General features: G+C 43.1%; 21 protein-coding genes. 17 read left to right on the forward strand and 4 right to left on the reverse strand.

What is annotated here, in order from left to right; translation table 11 throughout:
* Positions 1–39: 39 nt before the first annotated feature.
* Positions 40–762 (forward strand): subclass B1 metallo-beta-lactamase, encoded by a 723-nt coding sequence (gene bla / locus G7092_RS14280; protein WP_166090429.1) that lies wholly within the window; start codon positions 40–42, stop codon positions 760–762.
* A gap of 20 nt (positions 763–782) precedes the next feature.
* Here bla and G7092_RS14285 read toward each other — a convergent pair whose 3' ends face one another.
* Positions 783–1,436 carry a class I SAM-dependent methyltransferase gene (locus tag G7092_RS14285; RefSeq protein WP_166090431.1) on the reverse strand — a complete coding sequence of 218 codons (654 nt, stop codon included), beginning with the start codon at positions 1,434–1,436 and terminating at the stop codon, positions 783–785.
* A 97-nt stretch (positions 1,437–1,533) separates the two neighbouring features.
* Positions 1,534–2,376 carry a helix-turn-helix domain-containing protein gene (locus G7092_RS14290; protein WP_166090433.1) on the reverse strand — a complete coding sequence of 281 codons (843 nt, stop codon included), beginning with the start codon at positions 2,374–2,376 and terminating at the stop codon, positions 1,534–1,536.
* 147 nt (positions 2,377–2,523) lie between these two features.
* Between G7092_RS14290 and G7092_RS14295 the strand changes: the two genes are divergently transcribed.
* From G7092_RS14295 to ilvA, 16 genes are all read left to right on the forward strand, one after another.
* Positions 2,524–3,156 (forward strand): Crp/Fnr family transcriptional regulator, encoded by a 633-nt coding sequence (locus G7092_RS14295; protein ID WP_235953826.1) that lies wholly within the window; start codon positions 2,524–2,526, stop codon positions 3,154–3,156.
* Positions 3,157–3,257: 101 nt separating this feature from the next.
* Positions 3,258–4,151: an SDR family oxidoreductase gene (locus G7092_RS14300; protein ID WP_166090435.1), complete on the forward strand. Its 894-nt coding sequence runs from the start codon at positions 3,258–3,260 to the stop codon at positions 4,149–4,151.
* Between the two features lie 182 nt (positions 4,152–4,333).
* A complete protein-coding gene (locus G7092_RS14305) occupies positions 4,334–5,320 on the forward strand; it encodes an NAD(P)H-quinone oxidoreductase (RefSeq protein WP_166090437.1) in 987 nt (328 codons plus the stop codon).
* 160 nt (positions 5,321–5,480) lie between these two features.
* On the forward strand, positions 5,481–6,986 hold the full coding sequence (gene atpD / locus G7092_RS14310) for a F0F1 ATP synthase subunit beta (RefSeq protein WP_166090439.1): 1,506 nt from the start codon (positions 5,481–5,483) through the stop codon (positions 6,984–6,986).
* Between the two features lie 101 nt (positions 6,987–7,087).
* Positions 7,088–7,342, forward strand: coding sequence for an ATP synthase F1 subunit epsilon (atpC, locus tag G7092_RS14315; RefSeq protein WP_076374640.1), 255 nt, complete (start codon positions 7,088–7,090; stop codon positions 7,340–7,342).
* 770 nt (positions 7,343–8,112) lie between these two features.
* The gene (gene ilvD, locus G7092_RS14320) at positions 8,113–9,825 is read left to right on the forward strand and encodes a dihydroxy-acid dehydratase (protein ID WP_166090442.1); all 1,713 of its coding nucleotides are present in this window, start codon (positions 8,113–8,115) and stop codon (positions 9,823–9,825) included.
* 82 nt (positions 9,826–9,907) lie between these two features.
* The gene (gene ilvB, locus G7092_RS14325) at positions 9,908–11,644 is read left to right on the forward strand and encodes a biosynthetic-type acetolactate synthase large subunit (protein WP_166090444.1); all 1,737 of its coding nucleotides are present in this window, start codon (positions 9,908–9,910) and stop codon (positions 11,642–11,644) included.
* 30 nt (positions 11,645–11,674) lie between these two features.
* Positions 11,675–12,280, forward strand: coding sequence for an acetolactate synthase small subunit (gene ilvN, locus G7092_RS14330; protein ID WP_166090446.1), 606 nt, complete (start codon positions 11,675–11,677; stop codon positions 12,278–12,280).
* 107 nt (positions 12,281–12,387) lie between these two features.
* Positions 12,388–13,446: a ketol-acid reductoisomerase gene (gene ilvC / locus G7092_RS14335; protein ID WP_166090448.1), complete on the forward strand. Its 1,059-nt coding sequence runs from the start codon at positions 12,388–12,390 to the stop codon at positions 13,444–13,446.
* Positions 13,447–13,603: 157 nt separating this feature from the next.
* A complete protein-coding gene (leuC, locus tag G7092_RS14340; RefSeq protein ID WP_166090450.1) occupies positions 13,604–15,031 on the forward strand; it encodes a 3-isopropylmalate dehydratase large subunit in 1,428 nt (475 codons plus the stop codon).
* Between the two features lie 4 nt (positions 15,032–15,035).
* Positions 15,036–15,428, forward strand: a complete 393-nt coding sequence (locus G7092_RS14345) for a GxxExxY protein (protein WP_166090452.1) — start codon at positions 15,036–15,038, stop codon at positions 15,426–15,428.
* A gap of 51 nt (positions 15,429–15,479) precedes the next feature.
* The gene (gene leuD, locus G7092_RS14350) at positions 15,480–16,067 is read left to right on the forward strand and encodes a 3-isopropylmalate dehydratase small subunit (protein ID WP_166090454.1); all 588 of its coding nucleotides are present in this window, start codon (positions 15,480–15,482) and stop codon (positions 16,065–16,067) included.
* A gap of 43 nt (positions 16,068–16,110) precedes the next feature.
* Positions 16,111–17,187, forward strand: coding sequence for a 3-isopropylmalate dehydrogenase (leuB, locus tag G7092_RS14355; protein ID WP_166090456.1), 1,077 nt, complete (start codon positions 16,111–16,113; stop codon positions 17,185–17,187).
* 44 nt (positions 17,188–17,231) lie between these two features.
* Entirely contained in the window at positions 17,232–18,014 is a 783-nt protein-coding gene (locus G7092_RS14360; protein WP_235953827.1) for a class I SAM-dependent methyltransferase, read from the forward strand.
* 161 nt (positions 18,015–18,175) lie between these two features.
* Positions 18,176–19,342 (forward strand): 2-isopropylmalate synthase, encoded by a 1,167-nt coding sequence (locus G7092_RS14365; protein WP_166090458.1) that lies wholly within the window; start codon positions 18,176–18,178, stop codon positions 19,340–19,342.
* 2 nt (positions 19,343–19,344) lie between these two features.
* A complete protein-coding gene (gene ilvA / locus G7092_RS14370; RefSeq protein ID WP_166090460.1) occupies positions 19,345–20,595 on the forward strand; it encodes a threonine ammonia-lyase IlvA in 1,251 nt (416 codons plus the stop codon).
* Between the two features lie 616 nt (positions 20,596–21,211).
* On the opposite strand, the gene G7092_RS14375 is transcribed toward ilvA, so the two are convergent.
* Positions 21,212–22,210: an ABC transporter ATP-binding protein gene (locus G7092_RS14375; RefSeq protein WP_166090461.1), complete on the reverse strand. Its 999-nt coding sequence runs from the start codon at positions 22,208–22,210 to the stop codon at positions 21,212–21,214.
* Positions 22,211–22,350: 140 nt separating this feature from the next.
* Complete coding sequence (locus G7092_RS14380) at positions 22,351–22,890, reverse strand: hypothetical protein (protein WP_166090462.1); 540 nt, start codon at positions 22,888–22,890, stop codon at positions 22,351–22,353.
* Between the last annotated feature and the right edge of the window lie 206 nt (positions 22,891–23,096).

Here is a 23,096-nt window from a genome sequence, read left to right on the forward strand (position 1 = left end):
CAACAGGTAATTAATTCGTTCTTCATGTAATTTTGAATCATGAAATATATATTGTTCGCTTTATTCCTGCTATCGTCCGTTTTCGCCAAAGCGCAAAGCAGGCCTTTCCATATTAGTACAAAACATTTAACAGGTAATGTATACGTATATATTTCATACGGATTGCCAGATGATAAAACACCCTTCCCGGCCAATGGCCTGTATATTGTAACACCAGGGGGCATCATACTGATTGATACCCCCTGGGATGAAGATCAGACCCGGCAACTGATAGATACCATCAAACAACGCTATCATCAAAAGATAGTGCTCTGCGTAGCAACTCACTTCCATACCGACCGTACCGCAGGGCTCGACGTATTAAAAAAGAATGGCACTAAAACCTATACCACCGTATTAACCAAACAACTGGCCAAACAACATAACGATAAACAACCCGAGTTTACTTTTACTAAAGACACCGTTTTTAATGTAGGCGGTGTAAAAGTGCAAACGTATTTCCCGGGCGAAGGCCATACTAAGGACAATATTGTGATATGGCTGCCTCAAACCAAAGTATTATTTGGCGGCTGCCTCATCAAAAGCATGGATACCAACGAAAAGGGTTACACAGTAGATGGCAATATTGCTGAATGGCCATTGAGCGTAACCCGGGTTAAAAACCGTTTTCATGATATCAAATACCTTATCCCCGGACATCAGGGCTGGCAGGGCGATACTTTAATGCTGAACCATACCATAGATATAGCCAGGCAGAAGTAATTGTTTTTCTTGAAGAGAGGTTATTTATTAAAGGAACATAAACGCTTTCTGCCTACAAACCTAATCACAGAGCCTTTTCCCTGATGATATTTGCCGGCATCCAAAAAAATTTCTTGTTCCTCTAAAAATAATATATCATAATCTTCAAAATCGGCTATCATTTCTGCTTTGGAAAACAGCATATCCACCTCATTTGGTCCGCCAACTTTAGGATTGATTTTTTTTAAATGCAGATGTTCCTTACTAAATGCCTCGAAAATAACCACTCCGCCTGGTTTCAGATAGCTATTTAATCTTTTATGAATTGCCGATTTTTTATTGGCCGCAAAATGAGCATATATGAGTCCAATGGCATCAAATGAAGCTATTTCAAACTCCAGTTGTTCCAGGTCGCCAACCAGGTATTTCATAATAACATGATGCTCTTTAGCCAACTGCAAGGCCTTTGTTTTCCCTTCTGTACTCAGATCAAAGGAGGTTACCTCCCAGCCCATCGTTGCGGCAAAAACACCATTACGTCCCTCTCCATCGGCAGGCATTAATATAGATCCCTGTGTAAACTTCAGCAGCCATTCTTTAAAGAATACATTAGGAGCGGTTCCATAAACATAGTGTTCGTCTTTATACCGCTCATCCCACATATTTTTGTATTGTTCGTCCCACGATTTTTCCATAGCTATTTATTAATTTTTCAGAGAATCAGTTTTTATACTACAAAGGTATTTTGAATAGCAAGACTGCCGATAGGATAAAAACGGAGTTGTATAGGACTTACCCCAAATTATGGCGGAATGCCTCGGGCGAGTGCCCGGTATGTTTTTTAAAAAACCGGATAAAATAAGAAACATCCTCATAACCAAGTTGCCGGGCTATTTGAGTCACCTGGTTTGATGTGGCCAACAGATATCGTTTAGCCTCAAGTATGATATACTCATTGATTAGTCCGGAGCAGGTTTTGCCAACCGCTGTTTTAGTAATGGCATTAAGCTGGTAAACCGAAAGATTCATCATGGCTGCATATTGGGCTACTTCTTTCTGCTCAAGCGCATGTGTTCTTAAAAGCTCTAAGAATACGTCGAGCTGCTCCTGTACATACAGATTAGCATGATCAGCAGCAGTATGATATTCACGTGCCAGCCCAATAAAAAAAATATCCAGGTTGGCTTTAATTATCTCCTGGTATCCTTGCTGTTTAGCGGTGTATTCCTCAAAAATACCACTTAGTGCCGAGAGTAATTTCTGAAACCGGGTCTCATTAAGTTGGTAATGACTGATATTACCCGCCTTGCGCAACAGGCTGTGCCGGAGAGCGTAAAAGTTGGCGCTGAATTGCAGGAGATAGCCCTCGCTCCCTGCCTTGAGTACCAACCGGTGTACCTGCCCCGGGCGCATCAGGAATACCGTATGACCGGCAACGGTATAAGGAACAAAATCGATATCATGCTCGCCCGTTCCATTTTTCAAGGCAAGAATAAAAAAGAAATCATGCCGATGCAACTCCTGTACCATATCTTCACCAGCCAGCATATCACGAACATTACGAATGCTGAAGCTCTCCGAAAGCTCGGGCTCTTTTCGAGTTGGGTTGATATGCCTTATTGGTATTTTATTCATTCGCTTTACAGGTACAGCTATACGTAATTATTTAGCTAATGTAATTACATTTTGTATATGAAGTTGCCTGCTGGTAATGGCAGGTTTATATACAATATCAGATTACCTCCTGCAAAGTTTTACTCCTAGAGAGCACTCTTTAATTTAATGACATTGGCAGTATACTACCCACCCTATATTTTCCCTATTTTTGATTTTCATATGCACGCCGGATTTGAAGCTTACCTTAAGGAGAATATGCAGCTGCCTGATGACGAGTTCAGGCTGATGTGCTCTTTTGCTGTTGAAAGAAAATTGCACAGAAAACAGATGTTGCTGCAGGAGGGCGAGATATGCCGCTTCAAGATATTTGTGTGCAAAGGCCTGATACGCACCTACCGTACCAGCGAAGATGGCACAGAACACATTATCCAGTTTTCGCCAGAGAATTTTTGGGTTACCGAACCAGATAGTTTACATAACGGCACTCCTTCCCGTTATTATATTGATGTACTGGAAGACAGCGAGATTATCTTTTGGACCAAAAGAGACTTTGATTTTCTGTATGCACAAGTACCTCGTTTAAAAAATTTCACAGAGCGGCTCATTTCCCGCAACGTTACTTTGGGCCGTGATCGCATATTTAGCACCATCAGTGCTACACCCGAAGAAAAATACGATGAGTTTGTACAAACCTATCCCAGCGTATTTGCGCGTGTACCCTTGCATATGATTGCCTCGTATCTAGGGCTTTCGCTCAAAACCCTTAGCCGCGTGCGGCACGCCCAGCTCAAACGATAAATGAAAAACAGCGTCAAATGTCCTCTTTTCCCGAAGCGGCATTGACCAATTTTGAATCGTTAAAACGATTCATTTTTTTTATTTATCTAATTCAAACAAACATGCGTGTATTTGTAACAGGCGCTACAGGTTTTGTAGGTTCAGCCGTTGTTCAGGAATTAATAAGCGCGGGGCACCAGGTGCTTGGGCTCACGCGTTCAGATGCAGGTGCAAAATCTCTTATTGCCGCCGGCGCCGAGGTGCACCGGGGAGATCTGACCGATCTCGAAAGTATACGGTCGGGAGCAGCCATGGCTGATGGGGTAATCCATACTGGCTTTATCCATGATTTTGCACAATTTAAGGCCAGCTGCGAAACAGACCGCCAGGTGATACAAACGATGGGCGCAGCTCTTGCAGGATCCAATCGTCCACTTATTATTACCTCGGGCACCGGATTACTGAGAGGTAACCCCAAAGCTACCGAAGATATTATACCCGATTTTGGCGCCGCATCTTTCCCCCGTGTAGCTACGGAGGAAGCAACAATGGCCGTAGCGGCCCAGGGTGTACATACAATAGTATTACGCTTACCACCTACCGTACATGGTGATGGCGACCATGGCTTTGTGCCGGTATTGATTGGCCTTGCCCGCGAAAAAGGAGTTTCGGCCTATGTAGGCGAGGGACTTAACCACTGGGCGGCCGTGCACCGCCTCGATGCAGCCCGCTTGTATAGGCTTGCCCTGGAAAAAGGAACTGCAGGTGCCAGGTATCATGCGGCTGCCGAAGAAGGTGTACCTTTCCGCGACATCGCAGCTGTGATTGGCCGGCAACTGAATGTGCCTGTTGCGAGCAAATCCCACGAAGAAGCTGCCGATCATTTTGGCTGGTTCGGGCATTTCGCCGGCATGGACAATTTAGTTTCCAGCGCCCAAACCCGCGAACAACTGGGCTGGCAGCCAAAGGGCATCGGCCTTATCCAGGATCTGGAACAGGGAACATATTTCGGATAGCGAACAAGCTGGGATTAAACTTTTATCCCTCTCAAAAAATCGGTATATTTGTAACAACGGCAGCCCGATTCTCTTCAACAAAAAGAGAATCGGGCTGTTTAGTTAAGAAAAAAAGAGCTTTAAAAACCAACCGTTTGGTATCGTGTACTTTTTCTCAAAATCACTAATTCAATAATTGAAATATGAAGGCAGTTGTTATCACCCAGCCCGGTCCACCATCCGTTTTGCAGATCGCCGAAAAACCGAAACCAACCTACGCCCCGAATGAGGTACTGGTAAAAGTAATGGCTGCCGGGGTTAATCGCCCGGATGTAAAGCAGCGTGAGGGTAAATACCCACCTCCACAAGACGCGGTGCAGGATATCCCTGGTCTGGAAATAGCGGGCACCATAGTGGAAATCGGCACAGCCGTTACCCAATGGAAAATTGGTGATAAAGTGTGCGCCCTGGTAACCGGCGGCGGTTATGCAGAATACTGCAGCGCACCGGAAGGTCAATGTTTACCCGTTCCTGAGGGGCTTTCTTTTATAGAAGCAGCCTCGCTGCCCGAAACGTTCTTCACCGTTTGGAGCAATGTATTTGACCGGGCCAACCTCAAAGGCCTTGAAACGCTGCTGGTTCACGGCGGCTCCAGTGGTATCGGAGTTACGGCCATACAAATGGCCAAAGCATTGGGGCATCCCGTTTATGTCACCGCCAGTTCCGACGAAAAATGCCGCTTTTGTGAACAATTAGGCGCCACCAAAGCAATCAACTATAAAACAGAAAGCTTTGTCGATGTCATCAAACAACTAACTAATGGCAAAGGAATTGATGTGATACTGGATATGATAGGCGGTGATTACACGCCGGGCAATATCCAATCGCTGGCAATTGAGGGTCGCCTGGTGATGATCAACACCATGAAAGGTAAAGATGCCCAGGTTGATCTGGCTCAGGTGATGATGAAAAGACTGGTGATCACCGGCTCTACACTCCGCGCCAGGGATGTGGCGTTTAAAGCTGCGATCGCTCAAAATCTGCAAAAAACGATCTGGCCGCTGCTGGCATCGGGCCAAATAAAACCGGTTATCTACAAAGTTTTCAAAGCCGAAGAGGCCGCGCAGGCCCATGAGCTGATGGAAAGCAGTGCCCATACAGGTAAAATTATGCTGAGTTTTGCGGATTAAAAACCTGAAAACAGGTGTGCAGAAAATATATGCAAAAATGTTGACATTGCTATTTAAATATTTGGATAGAAATCTTAACTTTGCGCCTCTGAAATAGCATCTTATATTTTAACAGTAACAACTATTTCGCAGAAAAATTCTTTAAAACACCAGGTTATATATGCCAAACATTGGAAAAATATCACGGATCATTGGTCCGGTAGTTGACGTAAGTTTCGCTGATGATGCTCATCTTCCCAAGATTTATGACGCGTTAGAAATCACGAAAGAAAATGGCCAAAAAGTAATTTTAGAAGTTCAACAGCATTTGGGTGAAGATCGTGTACGTGCGATCGCGATGGATTCGACAGACGGATTGCTACGTGGCATGAAAGTGTTGGATACCGAAGCCGCTATCAAAATGCCGGTTGGCGAAAACATTAAAGGCCGCGTATTCAACGTAGTTGGTGATGCCATTGACGGTATTGCTAACTTAGATAAATCTAATGGTCGCCCTATCCACAATGTACCTCCACGTTTCGAAGACTTATCTACCGAAACTGAAGTATTGTTCACAGGTATCAAAGTTATCGACCTGTTAGAGCCTTACGCTAAAGGTGGTAAAATTGGATTGTTTGGTGGTGCCGGTGTAGGTAAAACCGTATTAATTCAGGAATTGATCAACAATATTGCCAAGGCTTATTCTGGTTTATCAGTATTTGCCGGTGTAGGTGAGCGTACCCGTGAAGGTAATGACCTTTTACGTGAGATGCTTGAATCAGGCATTATTAAATATGGCGATGGCTTTATGCACTCGATGGAAGAAGGCGGCTGGGACTTAACCAAGGTTGATACCGAAGCTTTGAAAGAGTCAAAAGCAACATTCGTTTTCGGACAAATGAACGAGCCTCCTGGTGCACGTGCACGTGTGGCTTTATCAGGCTTAACCATTGCTGAGTATTTCCGTGATGGTGAAGAAGATGGCAAAGGCCGTGATATCCTGTTCTTTATCGATAACATTTTCCGCTTTACACAAGCAGGTTCTGAAGTATCGGCGCTGTTAGGCCGTATGCCATCAGCGGTAGGTTACCAGCCAACACTGGCGACCGAAATGGGTACCATGCAAGAGCGTATCACCTCAACCAAAAGAGGTTCAATTACATCAGTACAGGCCGTTTACGTACCTGCGGATGACTTGACCGACCCTGCGCCGGCAACAACCTTCGCTCACTTAGATGCGACAACTGTACTTTCACGTAAAATTGCCGAGCTAGGTATCTATCCTGCTGTGGATCCATTGGATTCTACATCACGTATCCTTAGCCCTGCTGTTTTAGGCGATGAGCACTACAACACAGCTCAACGTGTTAAAGAAACATTACAACGTTACAAAGAGTTACAAGATATCATCGCGATCCTGGGTATGGACGAGTTATCTGAAGAAGATAAACTGGTTGTATCACGTGCGCGTCGTGTTCAGCGTTTCCTGTCACAGCCATTCCACGTGGCCGAGCAATTTACCGGCTTAAAAGGTGTATTGGTTGATATCAAAGAAACCATCAAAGGTTTCAACATGATCATGGACGGCGAAGTGGATGAATACCCTGAAGCAGCCTTCAACTTAGTAGGCAGCATCGAAGACGCCATTGAAAAAGGTAAAAAACTATTAGCGGAAGCTAATAACTAGTATCAAGTAATTAGTATCAAGTAGCAAGATTAAAACAGCCTTGCTACTTGGTTTAACTTTATTTACTTGATACTTGATACTCAATACTTGATACTAAAAACATGACATTAGAAATTCTTACTCCCGATAAAAAAGTATACGAGGGCGAAGCCACATCGGTAACCGTTCCCGGTACTTTGGGATTATTTGAAATATTAAACCACCATGCGCCTATCATCTCTACTTTACAGGATGGTAAATTAACCGTGCGCGGTGGCAGCGCTGCTAAAGAAGAAGTTTTCTTTATTAAAGGTGGTGTGGTTGAAGTATTAAACAATAAGGTCATTATTCTTGCTGAAGGCATTCAGCACAAATAGTCCTTATACCTACATTTACAAAAAACGTCCGGGTATAATACCCCGGACGTTTTTTTTTGACATTTTTTTCGACAGGGGATTTAACAAACGATGTCAACCAGCAATTGGCCTAGAGTTTTGAGTTGGGGATTAACCCAATTAACAAAAAGTGGGTTTACATGGGTTTACACTTTTTACGGTTAATATACATTTAAACAATTGAAAATCAATTAGTTGCGTTTTATTTTCCCAAAAAAGTGTAAACCATGTTTTTGGGACAATATTATGAACCAAACATCAACTCATAAATAACATATGACATTAACCGGTACTGAACAAAGTGAACCCGTTTTTTATCAGCCCCTGCTTAAAAGTTGTTTAAATTAACGGGGGTAAATTTTAAGGCAAATTATACATAACATAAAGCAACATCATTAAGCAACAATTACACCATGCAAAGCAGTCCCATTTTTACAAATCCGCTAACAGGTTTAGCCATTTCAGGCAGAAAATCGACAACTTACTATGCATGCATAAAAAATGTACCGAATACCGTTTTGAACTTTGGTATATTTTATAACATACATTATTACTATATTTTTATTTTAAACAGAATTAAATTTCATATTTATAATTAAAACGATATAAAATACTTTTTTTGAAAAAATATTTGTAGCTATTGCTATTCTTTATTGCTATATCTACCTTACAAATACAGATTCGTACTGTACGAATAAACCAGGATCAACAGGCAAAATTATTTACAAATCAGTCTATCATACCAAATAAAAATGAGTTCACCATCAGATACTACAGCGGCCATAGAATTGAATAAGTACAGCAAAACTTTTACGCAGGACGAAACACAACCTGCTGCAAAAGCCATGTTATACGGCATAGGTTTAACCGACGATGACATGGAAAAAGCCCAGGTTGGTGTTGCCAGTATGGGTTACGATGGTAATACCTGCAATATGCACCTGAACGATCTGGCTAAGCTGGTTAAGCAAGGCATCTGGGATCAGGATTTGGTAGGCTTGATATTTCATACCATTGGCGTAAGCGATGGCATGAGCAACGGTACTGAAGGTATGCGCTACTCCTTAATGAGTCGTGATATCATCGCCGATTCAATCGAAGCCGTTACCGGCGCACAGTATTATGATGGTTTAATTACCTTGCCAGGCTGCGATAAAAATATGCCGGGCTCCATCATGGCTATGGGACGTTTAAACCGCCCATCAATCATGGTATACGGTGGTACCATTAAACCAGGTCACTGGAAAGGTGAAGATTTGAACATTGTATCGGCATTTGAGGCTTTGGGCAAAAAAATTGCCGGCCAGATAGATGATGTTGATTTTATGGGCGTAATTAAAAACGCTTGTCCAAGCGCTGGTGCTTGCGGTGGTATCTATACAGCTAATACCATGGCTGCAGCTATCGAGGCATTGGGTATGAGCTTGCCGTATTCATCATCAAACCCTGCATTAAGCGAAGATAAAAAAGCAGAGTGCCTTGCCGCCGGTAAAGCGATCAAGATACTGCTTGAAAAAGATATAAAGCCATCAGACATCATGACCCGCAAAGCATTTGAAAATGCGATGGTAGTGATCATGGTATTGGGTGGCTCAACCAACGCGGTATTGCACCTGATAGCCATGGCCAAAAGCGTCGACGTTAAAGTAACTCAGGACGATTTCCAGGAAGTGAGCAACCGTATTCCGGTACTGGCCGATATGAAACCAAGCGGCAAATACATGATGGAAGACCTCCACAATATTGGCGGTGTACCTGCCGTAATGAAATATTGTTTGAGCCAGGGATGGTTGCATGGCGATTGCTTAACCGTTACCGGCAAAACTATTGCCGAGAATCTGGCCGATGTTCCAGAGCTCAGCTTCGAAACACAAAAAATAATTTTCCCGGCTACCAATCCAATTAAAGCTACCGGCCACTTACAAATATTATACGGAAACCTTGCCGAAGGCGGTAGCGTAGCCAAGATCACCGGTAAAGAAGGTACCAGCTTTGAAGGCCCCGCCCGTGTATTTGATGGCGAGTTTGAATTGATACACGGTATACAAAGTGGTCGTGTTAAAGCTGGCGATGTGGTAGTTATTCGTAACGTAGGCCCTAAAGGCGCTCCTGGTATGCCGGAGATGCTAAAACCAACCTCAGCCATATTTGGCGCTGGCTTGGGTAGCTCGGTAGCATTAATTACTGATGGACGTTTTTCGGGCGGCACACATGGTTTCGTGGTTGGTCACATCACACCAGAAGCTTATGATGGCGGCGGTATCGCTTTTGTGAAAGACGAGGATAGGATATTTATTGATGCCGTTAATCGCACCATCAACGTAATCATCAGCGACGAAGAATTTGCTGCCCGTAAAGCAGCCTGGAAACAACCGGCTTTAAAAGTAAGCAAAGGTTTATTATACAGATATGCCAAAACTGTAAGTACCGCGGCCGAAGGTTGCGTTACTGACGAGATGCCGTAGCCCCCTATCCCCTGAAGGGGGAATAAAAGGGCTAATAATAAAAAACTAAAAACAATAAACATACAACATAATACCCAACACTATGGAAGTTGCACAGGAAACACTAACTACACCAGCACCAACAACAGCGGTAGAAGTTTCAGGATCAGTAGCATTATTGGAGGCATTAATTGTTGAAGGTGTTGATACCATCTTTGGCTACCCGGGTGGCGCTATCATGCCCATCTATGATGCTCTGTTTGATTATAATGATAAACTGAACCATATCCTGGTCCGTCATGAGCAGGGCGGCATTCACGCCGGCCAGGGCTATGCACGTACTTCAGGTAAAGTGGGTGTTGTATTCGCAACCAGTGGCCCCGGTGCAACCAACCTGGTAACCGGTTTGGCCGATGCACAGATAGATAGTACACCGGTGGTATGTATTACCGGACAGGTATTTGCTCATTTGTTGGGTACCGATGCCTTTCAGGAAACCGACGTGATCAACATCACCACCCCGGTAACCAAATGGAACTATCAGGTAACTGATGCCAACGAAATTCCGGAGGTTATTGCCAAGGCATTCTACATCGCCAAAAGTGGCCGCCCCGGACCGGTATTGATCGACATTACCAAAAACGCACAGATACAAAAATTTAATTTTGAGGGTTATACCCAATGTAACCACATCCGTAGCTACAGGCCAAAACCTATTGTGCGTACGCAATACATACAGGAAGCCGCCGAACTGATAAACCAGGCTAAAAAACCATTTATCATTTGGGGTCAGGGCGTAATTTTGGGCAGTGCCGAGCAGGAATTTAAAGCTTTTGTTGAAAAAAGCGGTATCCCTGCAGCCTGGACCGTTTTAGGCGCTGGTGCCATACCTACAGAGCATCCTTTAAACGTGGGTATGCTGGGCATGCACGGCAATTACGGCCCTAACGTATTAACTAACGAATGTGATGTACTGATTGCTATCGGTATGCGCTTTGACGATCGTGTAACCGGCCGTTTAGATAAATATGCTAAACAAGCCAAAGTAGTACACCTGGATATCGACCCGGCCGAGATCGACAAAAACGTAAAATCAACTGTACCGGTATGGGGCGACTGTAAAGAAACCCTGCCTATGCTGACCAAGCTGATTGACGAAAAGAAACATACCGAATGGCTGAATACTTTTAACGAATACACGCAGAAAGAAGTTGAAGCAGTAATTCATGACGAATTGAACCCTACCACCCCGGAAATGACCATGGGTGAAGTGATCAAACAGCTTAATGAAATTACAAAAGGTGAGGCCGTTATTGTTACTGATGTTGGTCAGCACCAGATGGTAGCTTGCCGTTATGCCAAATTCAACAAAACACGCAGCAATGTTACCAGCGGTGGGTTAGGTACTATGGGCTTTGCTTTACCAGCTGCTATCGGTGCTAAATTTGGGGCTCAGGATCGTGCTGTTGTAGCTATCATTGGCGATGGCGGTTTCCAGATGACCCTGCAAGAGCTAGGTACCATTATGCAAACCGGCATCGATGTAAAGATCATCATCCTGAACAACCGTTTTCTGGGTATGGTTAGGCAATGGCAAGAGTTATTTAACGAACGCCGTTATTCGTTTGTGGATATCCAGAGTCCTGATTTTGTAAGACTGGCATCAGCATATAATATCCCCGGTAAAAGAATTGATGACCGTGCAGAACTTCCCGCAGCATTAAATGAAATGCTGAGCAACAAAGGATCATTCCTTTTAGAAGTAATGGTAACCAAAGAGAATAACGTGTTCCCGATGGTACCACAGGGATGCAGCGTAGCCGAGATCAGGTTGAAATAATTACAGCCTATAACCTTTAAAATAGCAATCATGAGCAATCAAGATATAGAGAAACAAGAATTTAACATCACGGTTTACACCGAAAACCAGATAGGTTTGCTGAGCCGTATAGCCATTATATTTTCGCGCCGTAAGATCAATATCGAAAGCCTGAATACATCTCCATCAGAGATAGATAAAATTCACCGCTTCAATATTGTGATCACCGAATCGGAAGAAGTAGTACGCAAACTTGTTCGCCAGATAGAAAAACAGGTAGAAGTGCTGAAAGCCTATTATCATACTAATGAAGATGTAATTTGGCAGGAATTAGCGTTATATAAGGTATCAACCGATGTAATTGCCGAGAAAGTGAGCGTTGAGCGTTTGCTACGCGAAAATGGAGCCCGGGCCGTAGTAATCCGTAAAGATTATACCGTGTTTGAAACTACAGGCCACCGTGAGGAAACTGACAATTTGATCAGTATATTGCAACCTTATGGGCTGATTGAATTTGTACGCAGCGCGCGTGTAGCTATTATTAAAGATAGTGATGGCTTTAACCGTAAACTACGCGAATTTGAAAGACTGGAACCAGGAGAAGAAGTGATAGAAAACGAATACCTTAACCAGGGAGAAAAAGTATTTACAATGTAAGTGAAGAGCTGAAAGCTTCTTATCTTTATAAGCAATAAAATTTAAACTTTAAATAAAATCGGTGCAACCATTAAAACACCGGTGTAATCAATAAAATAAACAAAACAATGGCAAAATTAAATTTCGGCGGTACTGAAGAAAACGTAGTAACCCGCGAAGAGTTTCCTTTATCAAAAGCTCAGGACGTATTGAAAGATGAAGTTGTAGCAGTAATTGGCTATGGCGTTCAAGGTCCTGGTCAGGCATTAAACCAAAAAGACAATGGCATCAATGTAATTGTTGGTCAGCGTAAAGGCACTAAAACATGGGATAAAGCAGTAAGCGATGGCTTTGTACCCGGCGAAACACTTTTTGAAATTGAAGAAGCTCTGGAAAGAGGAACTGTAATTTGCTATTTATTAAGTGATGCAGCTCAGATCGCCCTTTGGCCAACCGTTAAAAAGCACTTAACTCCAGGTAAAGCATTATACTTTTCTCATGGTTTTGGTATCACTTTTAACGAACAAACAGGCATTGTTCCTCCTGCTGATGTTGACGTACTTTTGGTTGCTCCTAAAGGATCAGGCACTTCATTGCGTCGTATGTTCCTGCAAGGCCGTGGCTTAAACTCAAGCTACGCTATTTTCCAGGATGCAACCGGTAAAGCATTTGATCGTGTAATTGCATTAGGTATTGCAGTAGGTAGCGGTTACCTGTTTGAAACCAACTTCAAAAAAGAAGTATACAGCGATTTAACCGGCGAGCGTGGCACACTGATGGGTTGTATCCAGGGTATCTTCGCTGCTCAATATGATGTATTACGCAGCAAAGGTCACTCACCATCTGAGGCATTTAACGAAACTGTAGAAGAGTTAACTCAATCATTAATGCCATTAGTTGCTGAAAACGGCATGGATTGGATGTATGCCAACTGCTCAACTACTGCTCAACGCGGTGCGCTTGACTGGTGGAAAAAATTCCGCGACGCTACTAAACCAGTATTTGAAGAATTATACGAAAGCGTAGCTACCGGCAAAGAGTCACAGCGTTCTATCGACTCCAACAGCCAGCCAGACTACCGCGAGAAACTGGATGCCGAATTAAAAGAATTACGCGAAAGCGAATTATGGCAAGCAGGTAAAACTGTACGCAGTTTACGCCCTGAAAACCAGGTTGTAGAAGCGTAATCCAAGTATCAAGTAGTTAGTATCAAGTATCAAGACTTTTGATTTGCTGCTGATACTAACTACTTGATATTATAATGATATACCTGTACCATGTATCAAGATACACTCGCGCAAATTACTTGATACTTGATACTCACTACTTGATACTTTAAAAAACATGGGACAAACATTATTTGATAAGATTTGGGATGCACACGTCGTCAGTAGCAACGAGGGTTTTCCCGACATTTTATACATCGACACACATTTCATACACGAAGTAACCAGTCCGCAGGCATTTGACGGTTTGCGCACCAGAGGGTTACCGGTTTTCAGGCCAAAACAAACCGTGGCCACCGCCGATCATAACGTTCCTACCATTGATCAGCACCTCCCCATCAAAGAAGAACTTTCCCGCTACCAGGTTGATATGCTTACCAAAAACTGTAAAGAGTTTGGTATTGAACTGTATGGCTTAGGTCACCCTTACCAGGGCATAGTACACGTAATAGGGCCCGAGTTGGGTATTACGCGTCCGGGCGGTACTTATGTTTGTGGTGATAGCCATACTTCAACACATGGCGCCTTTGGTGCCATAGCATTCGGTATAGGCACTTCACAGGTGGAGCAGGTAATGGCAACCCAGTGTTTACTGCAATCCCGTCCAAAAAGGATGAAGATCGAAGTGAATGGCAAACTACACAAAGGTGTTGGCGCTAAAGATATCATCCTGTACATCATTGCGCAGATCTCTGCTGCTGGTGGTACAGGTTATGCCGTGGAATATGCCGGCGATACCATCCGTTCATTAAGCATGGAAGGTCGTATGACCATCTGCAACATGAGCATCGAAATGGGTGCACGTTGCGGACTGATAGCTCCCGACGAAACAACTATTGAATACGTAAAAGGCCGCGAATTTGCCCCTAAAGGCGAAGAGTGGGATAAAGCAGTAGCTTACTGGAAAACTTTATACTCTGATGCTGATGCGCAGTTTGATGAAGTATTATCCTTTAAAGCCGAAGACATTGAGCCAATGATCACCTACGGTACAAATCCGGGTATGGGCATTGGCGTTACACAACACGTTCCCGAAACCGCTTCGTTTGAAGCCAAAGAACAAGGATCGTACAAAAAAGCCCTGGAGTACATGGGGCTGCATGATGATGAGCAACTATTGGGAAAACCAATCGACTATGTATTCATCGGCAGTTGCACCAACTCGCGTATTGAAGACCTACGTCAGGTGGCCGAGTTTGTAAAAGGCAAACACAAGGCAGACAACGTTACCGTATGGGTAGTTCCGGGATCAAAACAGGTACAGGAACAAGCCATCCGTGAGGGATTGGATAAAATATTTGACGCGGCAGGTTTCCCGCTTCGCGAACCAGGTTGCAGTGCATGCCTGGGCATGAACGAGGATAAAATACCGGCAGGCAAATATTGCGTATCCACCTCCAACCGTAATTTCGAAGGCAGACAGGGGCCAAATTCCCGCACCTTCCTGGCCAGTCCGCTAACCGCGGCTGCATCGGCCATTACCGGTAAGGTAACAGATATCAGAACAATGTTGTCTGAATCAGAATTTGCAGAATTAGCGAATTAACAGAATGGAAAAAAATGAACTTACATACAAAATAATTGGATGTGCTATGAAAGTTCATAATACGCTCGGTAATGGCTTTCAAGAAGTTATTTATCAGCGCTGTCTCGCGATTGAATTAGCTAATGAAGGAGTAAATTTCGTTAGAGAACAGGAACACCCCATCTTCTATAATAACATAGAAGTAGGAACAAGACGGGCAGACTTTGTAGTTGAAGGAAAAGTATCTGTTGAACTTAAAGCAATTATAAATTTGGAGGACGTGCATTTGGCACAGGCAAAAAATTACACAGTTGCTTATGATTTCCCTATCGGTTTATTAATAAATTTTGGAAGTCAAAGTTTACAGTACAAATTAATATTCAACCCCAAATACAACATAAAGATTAATAATAATTAATAATGTCACCAGGATTCTGAAAATTCTCAAATCCTGAAAATTCTGATTCAGATGACTAAAATATTTAAACACATACAAACCAGCGTAGTGCCTCTGCCTATCGAGAATATCGATACGGATCAGATCATTCCTGCCAGATTTTTGAAAGCTACCACCCGCGAGGGTTTTGGTAACAACCTTTTTCGCGACTGGCGCTTTGATGAGAATGATAGCCCTAAAGAGGATTTCGTACTCAACAACCCTACCTTTAGTGGTAAGGTGCTGGTTGCCGGCAAAAACTTTGGCTGCGGTAGCAGTCGCGAGCATGCGGCATGGGCAATATCCGATTATGGTTTTGACGCCGTAGTAAGCAGCTTTTTTGCCGATATATTTAAAGGCAATGCCTTAAACAATGGTCTGTTACCGGTACAGGTAAGCGACGATTTCCTAAAAAAGATATTCGACGCTGTTTATGCCGATCATAATGCGGAAATCGAGATCGACCTGGACAAACAGCTGATCATTATCTCGGCCACTGGCGAACAGGAAAGCTTTGAGATCAATCCATACAAAAAAGCCTGTCTGATAAACGGCTATGATGATATTGATTACATCCTGAGCAAAAAAGAGCTGATAGCAGAGTTTGAAGAATCTAAATAATTAACACAATCAAAAATTCCCCCTTTAGGGGGGTAGGGGGCTTATGGCACTTAAAAAACATATATTAGTAATACCCGGTGATGGCATCGGTACCGAAGTAACAACCTGGGGTAAGGCTGTACTGGAAGCAATTGGTCAGAAATTTGGTCATGAATTTACCTTTGACGAAGCCCTGATGGGTCACGCAGGTATCGAAGCAACCGGCAATCCGCTACCCGATGAAACTTTAGCCAAAGCAAAAGCCAGCGATGCTATTCTTTTTGGCGCTATTGGTCACATCAAATATGATAATGATCCATCGGCCAAAGTACGTCCGGAACAAGGATTATTAAAAATACGTAAAGAGCTTGGCCTGTATGCCAACCTGCGCCCCATCATGCTGTTTGATGAGCTGCTGGATGCATCAAGCCTGAAACCTGAGATATTGAAAGGGACTGATATCCTTTTCTTCCGCGAACTAACCGGTGATGTTTACTTCGGAGAAAAGAAACGCAGTGAAGACAGGAATACCGCATCAGATCTGATGATCTACTCCCGTTATGAAGTAGAGCGTATCGCTATAAAGGCGTACGAAGCAGCCCGTGTTCGTAGCAAAAGATTATGTTCTGTAGATAAGGCCAACGTACTGGAAGCATCACGCCTGTGGCGCGAGGTGGTTCAGGAAATCGCTAAACAATATCCGGATGTAGAAACCGAGCACATGTTTATTGACAATGCGGCCATGCAGCTGGTTAAAAACCCTAAAAAGTTTGATGTGGTATTAACCGCCAATCTTTTCGGTGATATTTTAACCGACGAGGCTTCACAAATCGCAGGCTCCATGGGTATGCTGGCATCGGCATCGGTTGGTGATGGCACTGGTTTCTTTGAGCCTATCCACGGTTCGGCACATGATATTGCCGGGCAGGACAAAGCCAATCCGTTGGCTTCTATCCTATCGGTAGCCCTGATGCTCGAGATCAGTTTCGGCCTCAAAGAGGAAGCCAAACTGGTAACATCAGCCGTTGATAAAGCGTTAAAAGATGGTTACCGCACCGGAGATATCGCTGACGCGGATACCGACAAAAGCAAAATTTTAGGCACTAAGGCCATGGGCCAAAAAGTGCTGGAATACTTGTAATAAGTCAAAATTAAAAAGTCAAAAGTCAAAAATGTAATGACATAATGACCAATGACACAATGACTACAACGATGAAATGGAACGCTGATTTATACGACCAAAAGCATGCCTTTGTATTTCAATACGGCGAGGATGTGCTGGAGTTACTGGATGCAAAACCTGGTGAATATATATTGGACCTGGGTTGCGGTACGGGCCATTTAACGCAACAGATAAAAGATAAAGGCGCCCGCGTAAAAGGCACCGATTTTTCGCCAGAAATGATTGAGCAGGCCAGGGCAAAATACCCGGAGGTTGAGTTCGCGGTTGATAACGCTGCCGACTTTTTTACCGACGAAAAATATGATGCCGTATTTTCAAACGCGGCGTTGCACTGGGTACTTGATGCCAACGGTGCTGCCCGCAGTGTATACAATAGTTTGAAACATGGCGGCCGTTTTGTAGCCGAAATGGGTGGTAAAGGTAATGTGGCCCATTTAATTGAAGCTATTCAACTGGTATTACAAAATCATGGTTACCATGTACAGGCCGATACCAAGCTGTGGTATTTTCCTTCTGTAGGCGAATACGCTACCTTGTTGGAAGAGCATGGCTTCAGGGTAACTTACATGGTGCATTATGACCGTAAAACACCGCTGCAGGATGGTGACGCGGGTGTAGCCAAATGGGTAACCATGTTTGGAGCGCAATTCCTGGAAAATATCCCCGAAGAGGAAAAAGCGGAGATATTGAAAGAGATCACTCACAAACTGGAACCCTTTTACAACGAAAACGGCCAATGGTATGCCGATTATAAGAGGCTACGGTTTGTGGCGATAAAAGAATAATTTAAGTAGCAAGTAATTAGTATCAAGTATCAAGACTTTTTATCTGTTTTGATTTAGATACTTACAGATAACGAATTGAAATGAGTAAAAAGTAAACGATGGGTCTTGATACCTGATACTCGCTACTTGATACTAACAAAAATTTAAAAACTAAAAAAGATATGTTACACGATCCCAACCGCGTTTATGTTTTTGATACTACGCTTCGCGATGGCGAGCAGGTACCGGGTTGCCAGTTAACAACCCCCGAAAAAATTGAGATAGCAAAAGAACTGGAGCTGCTGGGCGTGGATATTATTGAAGCAGGTTTCCCGGTTTCAAGTCCGGGCGATTTCAACAGCGTTGTTGAAATTTCAAAGGCTGTAAAAGAACCCACTATTTGCGCATTAACCCGTGCCAACAAAGGCGACATTGACGCTGCTATCGAATCGTTAAAATACGCCAAGCGTCCGCGTATCCATACGGGTATCGGTTCGTCTGACATGCACATCAAGCATAAATTTAACAGCACCCGCGAAGAAATTCTGGAACGTGCCGTTGAAGCCGTAAAATATGCCAAACGTGGTGTAGAAGATATCGAATTTTATGCTGAAGATGCAGGCAGGGCCGATGTGGAATACCTGGCTAAAATGGTAGAGGCTGTAATTGCTGCAGGCGCTACCGTAGTGAACATTCCGGATACCAACGGCTATTGCCTGCCCGATCAATACGGCAGCAAGATCAAATTCCTGAAAGAGAATGTTAAAAATATCGACAAAGCCATTATCTCGGTACATTGCCACAATGACTTGGGTTTGGCTACAGCTAACTCTATCGCCGGCTTACAAAATGGTGCCCGTCAGATAGAAGGCACTATTAATGGCATTGGCGAACGTGCAGGTAATACTTCTATTGAAGAGGTGGTCATGATCCTGAAAACACACCAGGTACTGGGTTTACATACCCAGATAGACTCTAAAAGATTTTATGAGCTTAGCCAGATGATCCGTACTCAAATGCGCATGCCGGTACAGCCCAATAAAGCTATTGTAGGCGCCAACGCATTTGCGCACAGCTCCGGTATACACCAGGATGGCTTCTTGAAAATGCGCGAAAATTATGAGATCATTCGTCCAGAGGATGTAGGTTTCCCAAGCGCAAGTATCGTGCTTACCGCTCGCAGCGGCCGTCACGCGCTTAAATTCCACCTGGAACGCCTGGGCATCAACCTGAACAAAGAAGAACTGGCCGAAGCTTATACTAACTTTTTAACCCTTGCTGATGCTAAATTAGACATCAACGATAACGACCTGTTGAGCCTGGTAGCATACAAGTTGGTAAAAAACTAATAATGGAAACTGATACGAAGAACCAGCTGGATTTTGAAGCTGCACATGAACGCCTGAAAGGTGTTGTTAAACGCACTCCGCTGGAATATAATGCCGGCTTATCGGCAAAATACGAATGTGAGGTATACCTCAAACGTGAAGATTTACAAGTTGTACGCTCCTACAAATTACGTGGGGCATACAACATGATCAGTCAGCTAAGCGCCGAAGAATTAAGTCGCGGCGTGGTTTGCGCCAGTGCAGGCAATCATGCACAGGGCGTGGCATTTAGCTGTAATGCTTTAGGTACCAAAGGCGTAATTTTTATGCCCGAGATCACCCCCAAGCAAAAAGTTACCCAAACAGAAATGCATGGGCATGGCAACATTGAGATTGTTTTAACCGGCGATACTTTTGATGATTGCCTGCGCGAAGCATTGATCTATACCGAGGCTCACCAAATGACCTTTATCCCGCCGTTTGATCATTACCGTATTATTGAGGGTCAGGGAACGGTGGGGTTAGAGATATTGGAAGATCTGCCGGATGTAGAAGCCGTAATTATGCCCATTGGCGGCGGCGGTATGGCATCAGGTACCAGCAGCTATTTAAAACAACATGTTCCGGGAATTTACCTGATAGGTGTTGAGCCCGAAGGCGCACCATCCATGCTGAAAGCATTTGAACACGGAGAGCCGATCACATTACCCGAGATAGACCGTTTTGTTGACGGTGCCGCGGTAAAACGTGTAGGAACGCTAACCTATCAGATCTGTCGTGAATTGCTTGATGAGATGCTAGTAGTACCCGAAGGAAAAATTTGTACCACTATACTCAAGCTATACAACGAGGATGCTATTGTAGTTGAACCTGCAGGAGCTCTTTCTGTGGCTGTATTGGACGCCTGTAAAGATAAGATCAAAGGTAAAAAAGTAGTTTGTGTAGTAAGCGGAGGTAATAATGATATTGCCCGTATGCAGGAGATCAAAGAGAAATCACTCCTATATGAGGGACTTAAACATTACTTTATTGTACGCTTTCCGCAACGCCCCGGTGCTTTAAAATTATTTGTGACCAATGTATTAGGTCCGCATGATGATATTACCCGGTTTGAGTTCATCAAAAAAAACGACAAAGAGAACGGCCCCGCCCTGGTAGGTATCGAGCTTCAATCGGCCGATGATTATCCAGCCCTGTTAAAACGCATGTTGGCCCATCGCTTTAACGTGATCGAATTGAATAAAGACCGTACTTTGTTTGAGTATCTGGTGTAAAGAAAATCAAGGGTATACCTTCCACCAAACTTACGAAGTTTTAAAAACTTCGTAAGTTTTCATGCACAATGCCATTTTCGGTTATAAACAAAAACATCAGTTCATATCCCTAAAAAACAGCTATTGATGCTATAGATAATATCATAATTAAAGGACTTCCTACGATCTCCAACGATGAAATCTCATCACCACGAGACTTCGTATCCATAATAAACTCCTGTTTAATGGTATACAATGAGATTTGCCTGAATAATTGGTAAAGTATCAGGAAAACAAACAAACAGACCAACGAGCCTAAACAAGTTCGCCCATTTATTTTAAATGCATCATTCCCTTTATTGAGTATATAAACCAAAAATTGTATAAAGCCTATTCCTAACCAAAGCAAATAAATTTTATAGTCTTTAATTGACTTATAATAATACATAAATAAAAAGGTAAACATCATGTAATAACCTAATATGGCAAATCCTAAGAAACTTGATGACAACCAGTTAAATTTATAGCTTATAAATAAAAACAGACTCACACAACAGTGTATAATTGGAAGTTTTAAAATTCCTTTATAAGGAGATGTTGAGATCGATTTTATTTTTTTCCTTTGCATCGCCTTGCTTTAATACTCCAGCCATTTCCCTACCCTTACAGCAACCTTGTCACCCTCGGTATACTTGCCAGGCTCCTCATTCACGATGCGTATTAACACACCTTTTTGTTCCAGTATCAAGTCCTCGTAAAAGCCTTTAAAAAGTACCTGCTTTACTGTCCAGCCTTTGTTTGGGGTGATCACTTTTACTTTGATCCATTCCGGATATATAACTGCGTGCTCTTTTTTAATATCCACACCACAAAGCTTTGCTTCAGGAGCAGTAAGCACATTGCAGTTACTTAGCAATTGAGCGGTATACAGATTTTGGGGCGATTGGTATAAAGTTTTAGGATGGCCATGCTCAATAATCTCCCCGTTTTGCAGCACAATCAATTCATCGGCCATGGAGAGCACCTCGGCAGGGTCATGCGATACCATGATCACCGTTAGTCCCGTCTCTTTTACTATCTGCCTGATATCGCTTTGCAAACCCTCCCTGAAAGAAGTATCCACCTGGTTAAAAGGCTCATCCAGCAACAAAACCTGCGGACGGGTAATAATAGCTCGCGCAATAGCCACACGTTGCTTTTCACCACCACTCAGGTCGGCCACACGCCTTTCGGCCATATGCAGCATATTCAATTGCTTTAATACCTGTTCTGTTTTTTGTTGTTTGGCAGCCAAATCTGTAGCAGGTAGCATAGCGGCTACGTTATCCCACACTTTGGCAAACAGGTTCAGATCGTCGGTATGCTGGGTAACCATTTTCATAGCGTCATGCCCAGGAATCAGCTTTTCTTCAGGTCCCCAGATGCGCTCCCCTTTAAATTGCACTTCGCCGGTATCGGGCGATAGTAAACCATAAAGCAGTTTCAGTAAAGTACTTTTACCACTGCCGCTTTCGCCAATAATAGCCGTTATTTTACCAGGTTGCACCACCATATTGGTTGGCTTTACACCCGAAAGCTGTTTACCAGGATATATTTTACTTACCGCAATAGCCTGCAAAAAAGGAGTATCTGACATCGACGGCAAAGATACACGATTTTGAGGATTCAGCCAGAGCGACAAAATTTGATTAGGAACTTAACAAGTTGGCTTGTGCTTAACATCACACTTGCCAGTCCTGTGAATAACCCTCGCGGTAGTGGCGATTGTATTCATTGCTAATCTACTTTTATAAACTTCCAGTATCCTACCAATGATACTGGATTATTTTTCCTTATAGCTTTTCTACTTTCAATTTTACAGGTGATTATACTATCTGGCGTTCCGTGAAATCTACCAATAAGGCCTTCTCCGGAGGCACAAGCGAAATAATTGTTATCGCCTGCGCTAATTAACCATTGTTCGAAACAGTCCTTTAAGCCCGCTTTATCCGTTATAATAATCAAATTAACAAAATCGCCGTCGATTTCTGCTTTTTGGCTCCACAAACCAGAATATTTCCAGGAATGTTCTATCCAGACAGATTTTATATTGAAATGTAAACTATCCTTAATTCCAGGATTTATTAAGGGCCGATACTCAGAAATAAAAACACCCAACTTTTTTGATTGACCAATACTCCCTGCAAAACCTGAGTTACCGTTTTTGGCACAGGAAAATAAGCAACAGGTTATAATAAACACAAATAATTTTGTCAAAAGGGATATCCTGATATTTAGTAAATAGCTATTTTTTTTCTTCACGATTTCAAACTTCATTTTATGGGGTAATAATCTTTACAGGAGGGTATTCCCAGCCAAGGTTCAGCTATTGTGACAATCCTAATGTTAAATAATACTGCTTGTATATCACCATAGACTACAAGAGAAATTTAACATCATTATTGTGATTAAATAAATAATATTATTTCTCATCATTGATTAGTATACCAATAGTAAGATCTGCTAGGGATTACCCCCTTAAA

This window comes from Mucilaginibacter inviolabilis, assembly GCF_011089895.1.
Taxonomy (GTDB): Bacteria; Bacteroidota; Bacteroidia; order Sphingobacteriales; family Sphingobacteriaceae; genus Mucilaginibacter; species Mucilaginibacter inviolabilis.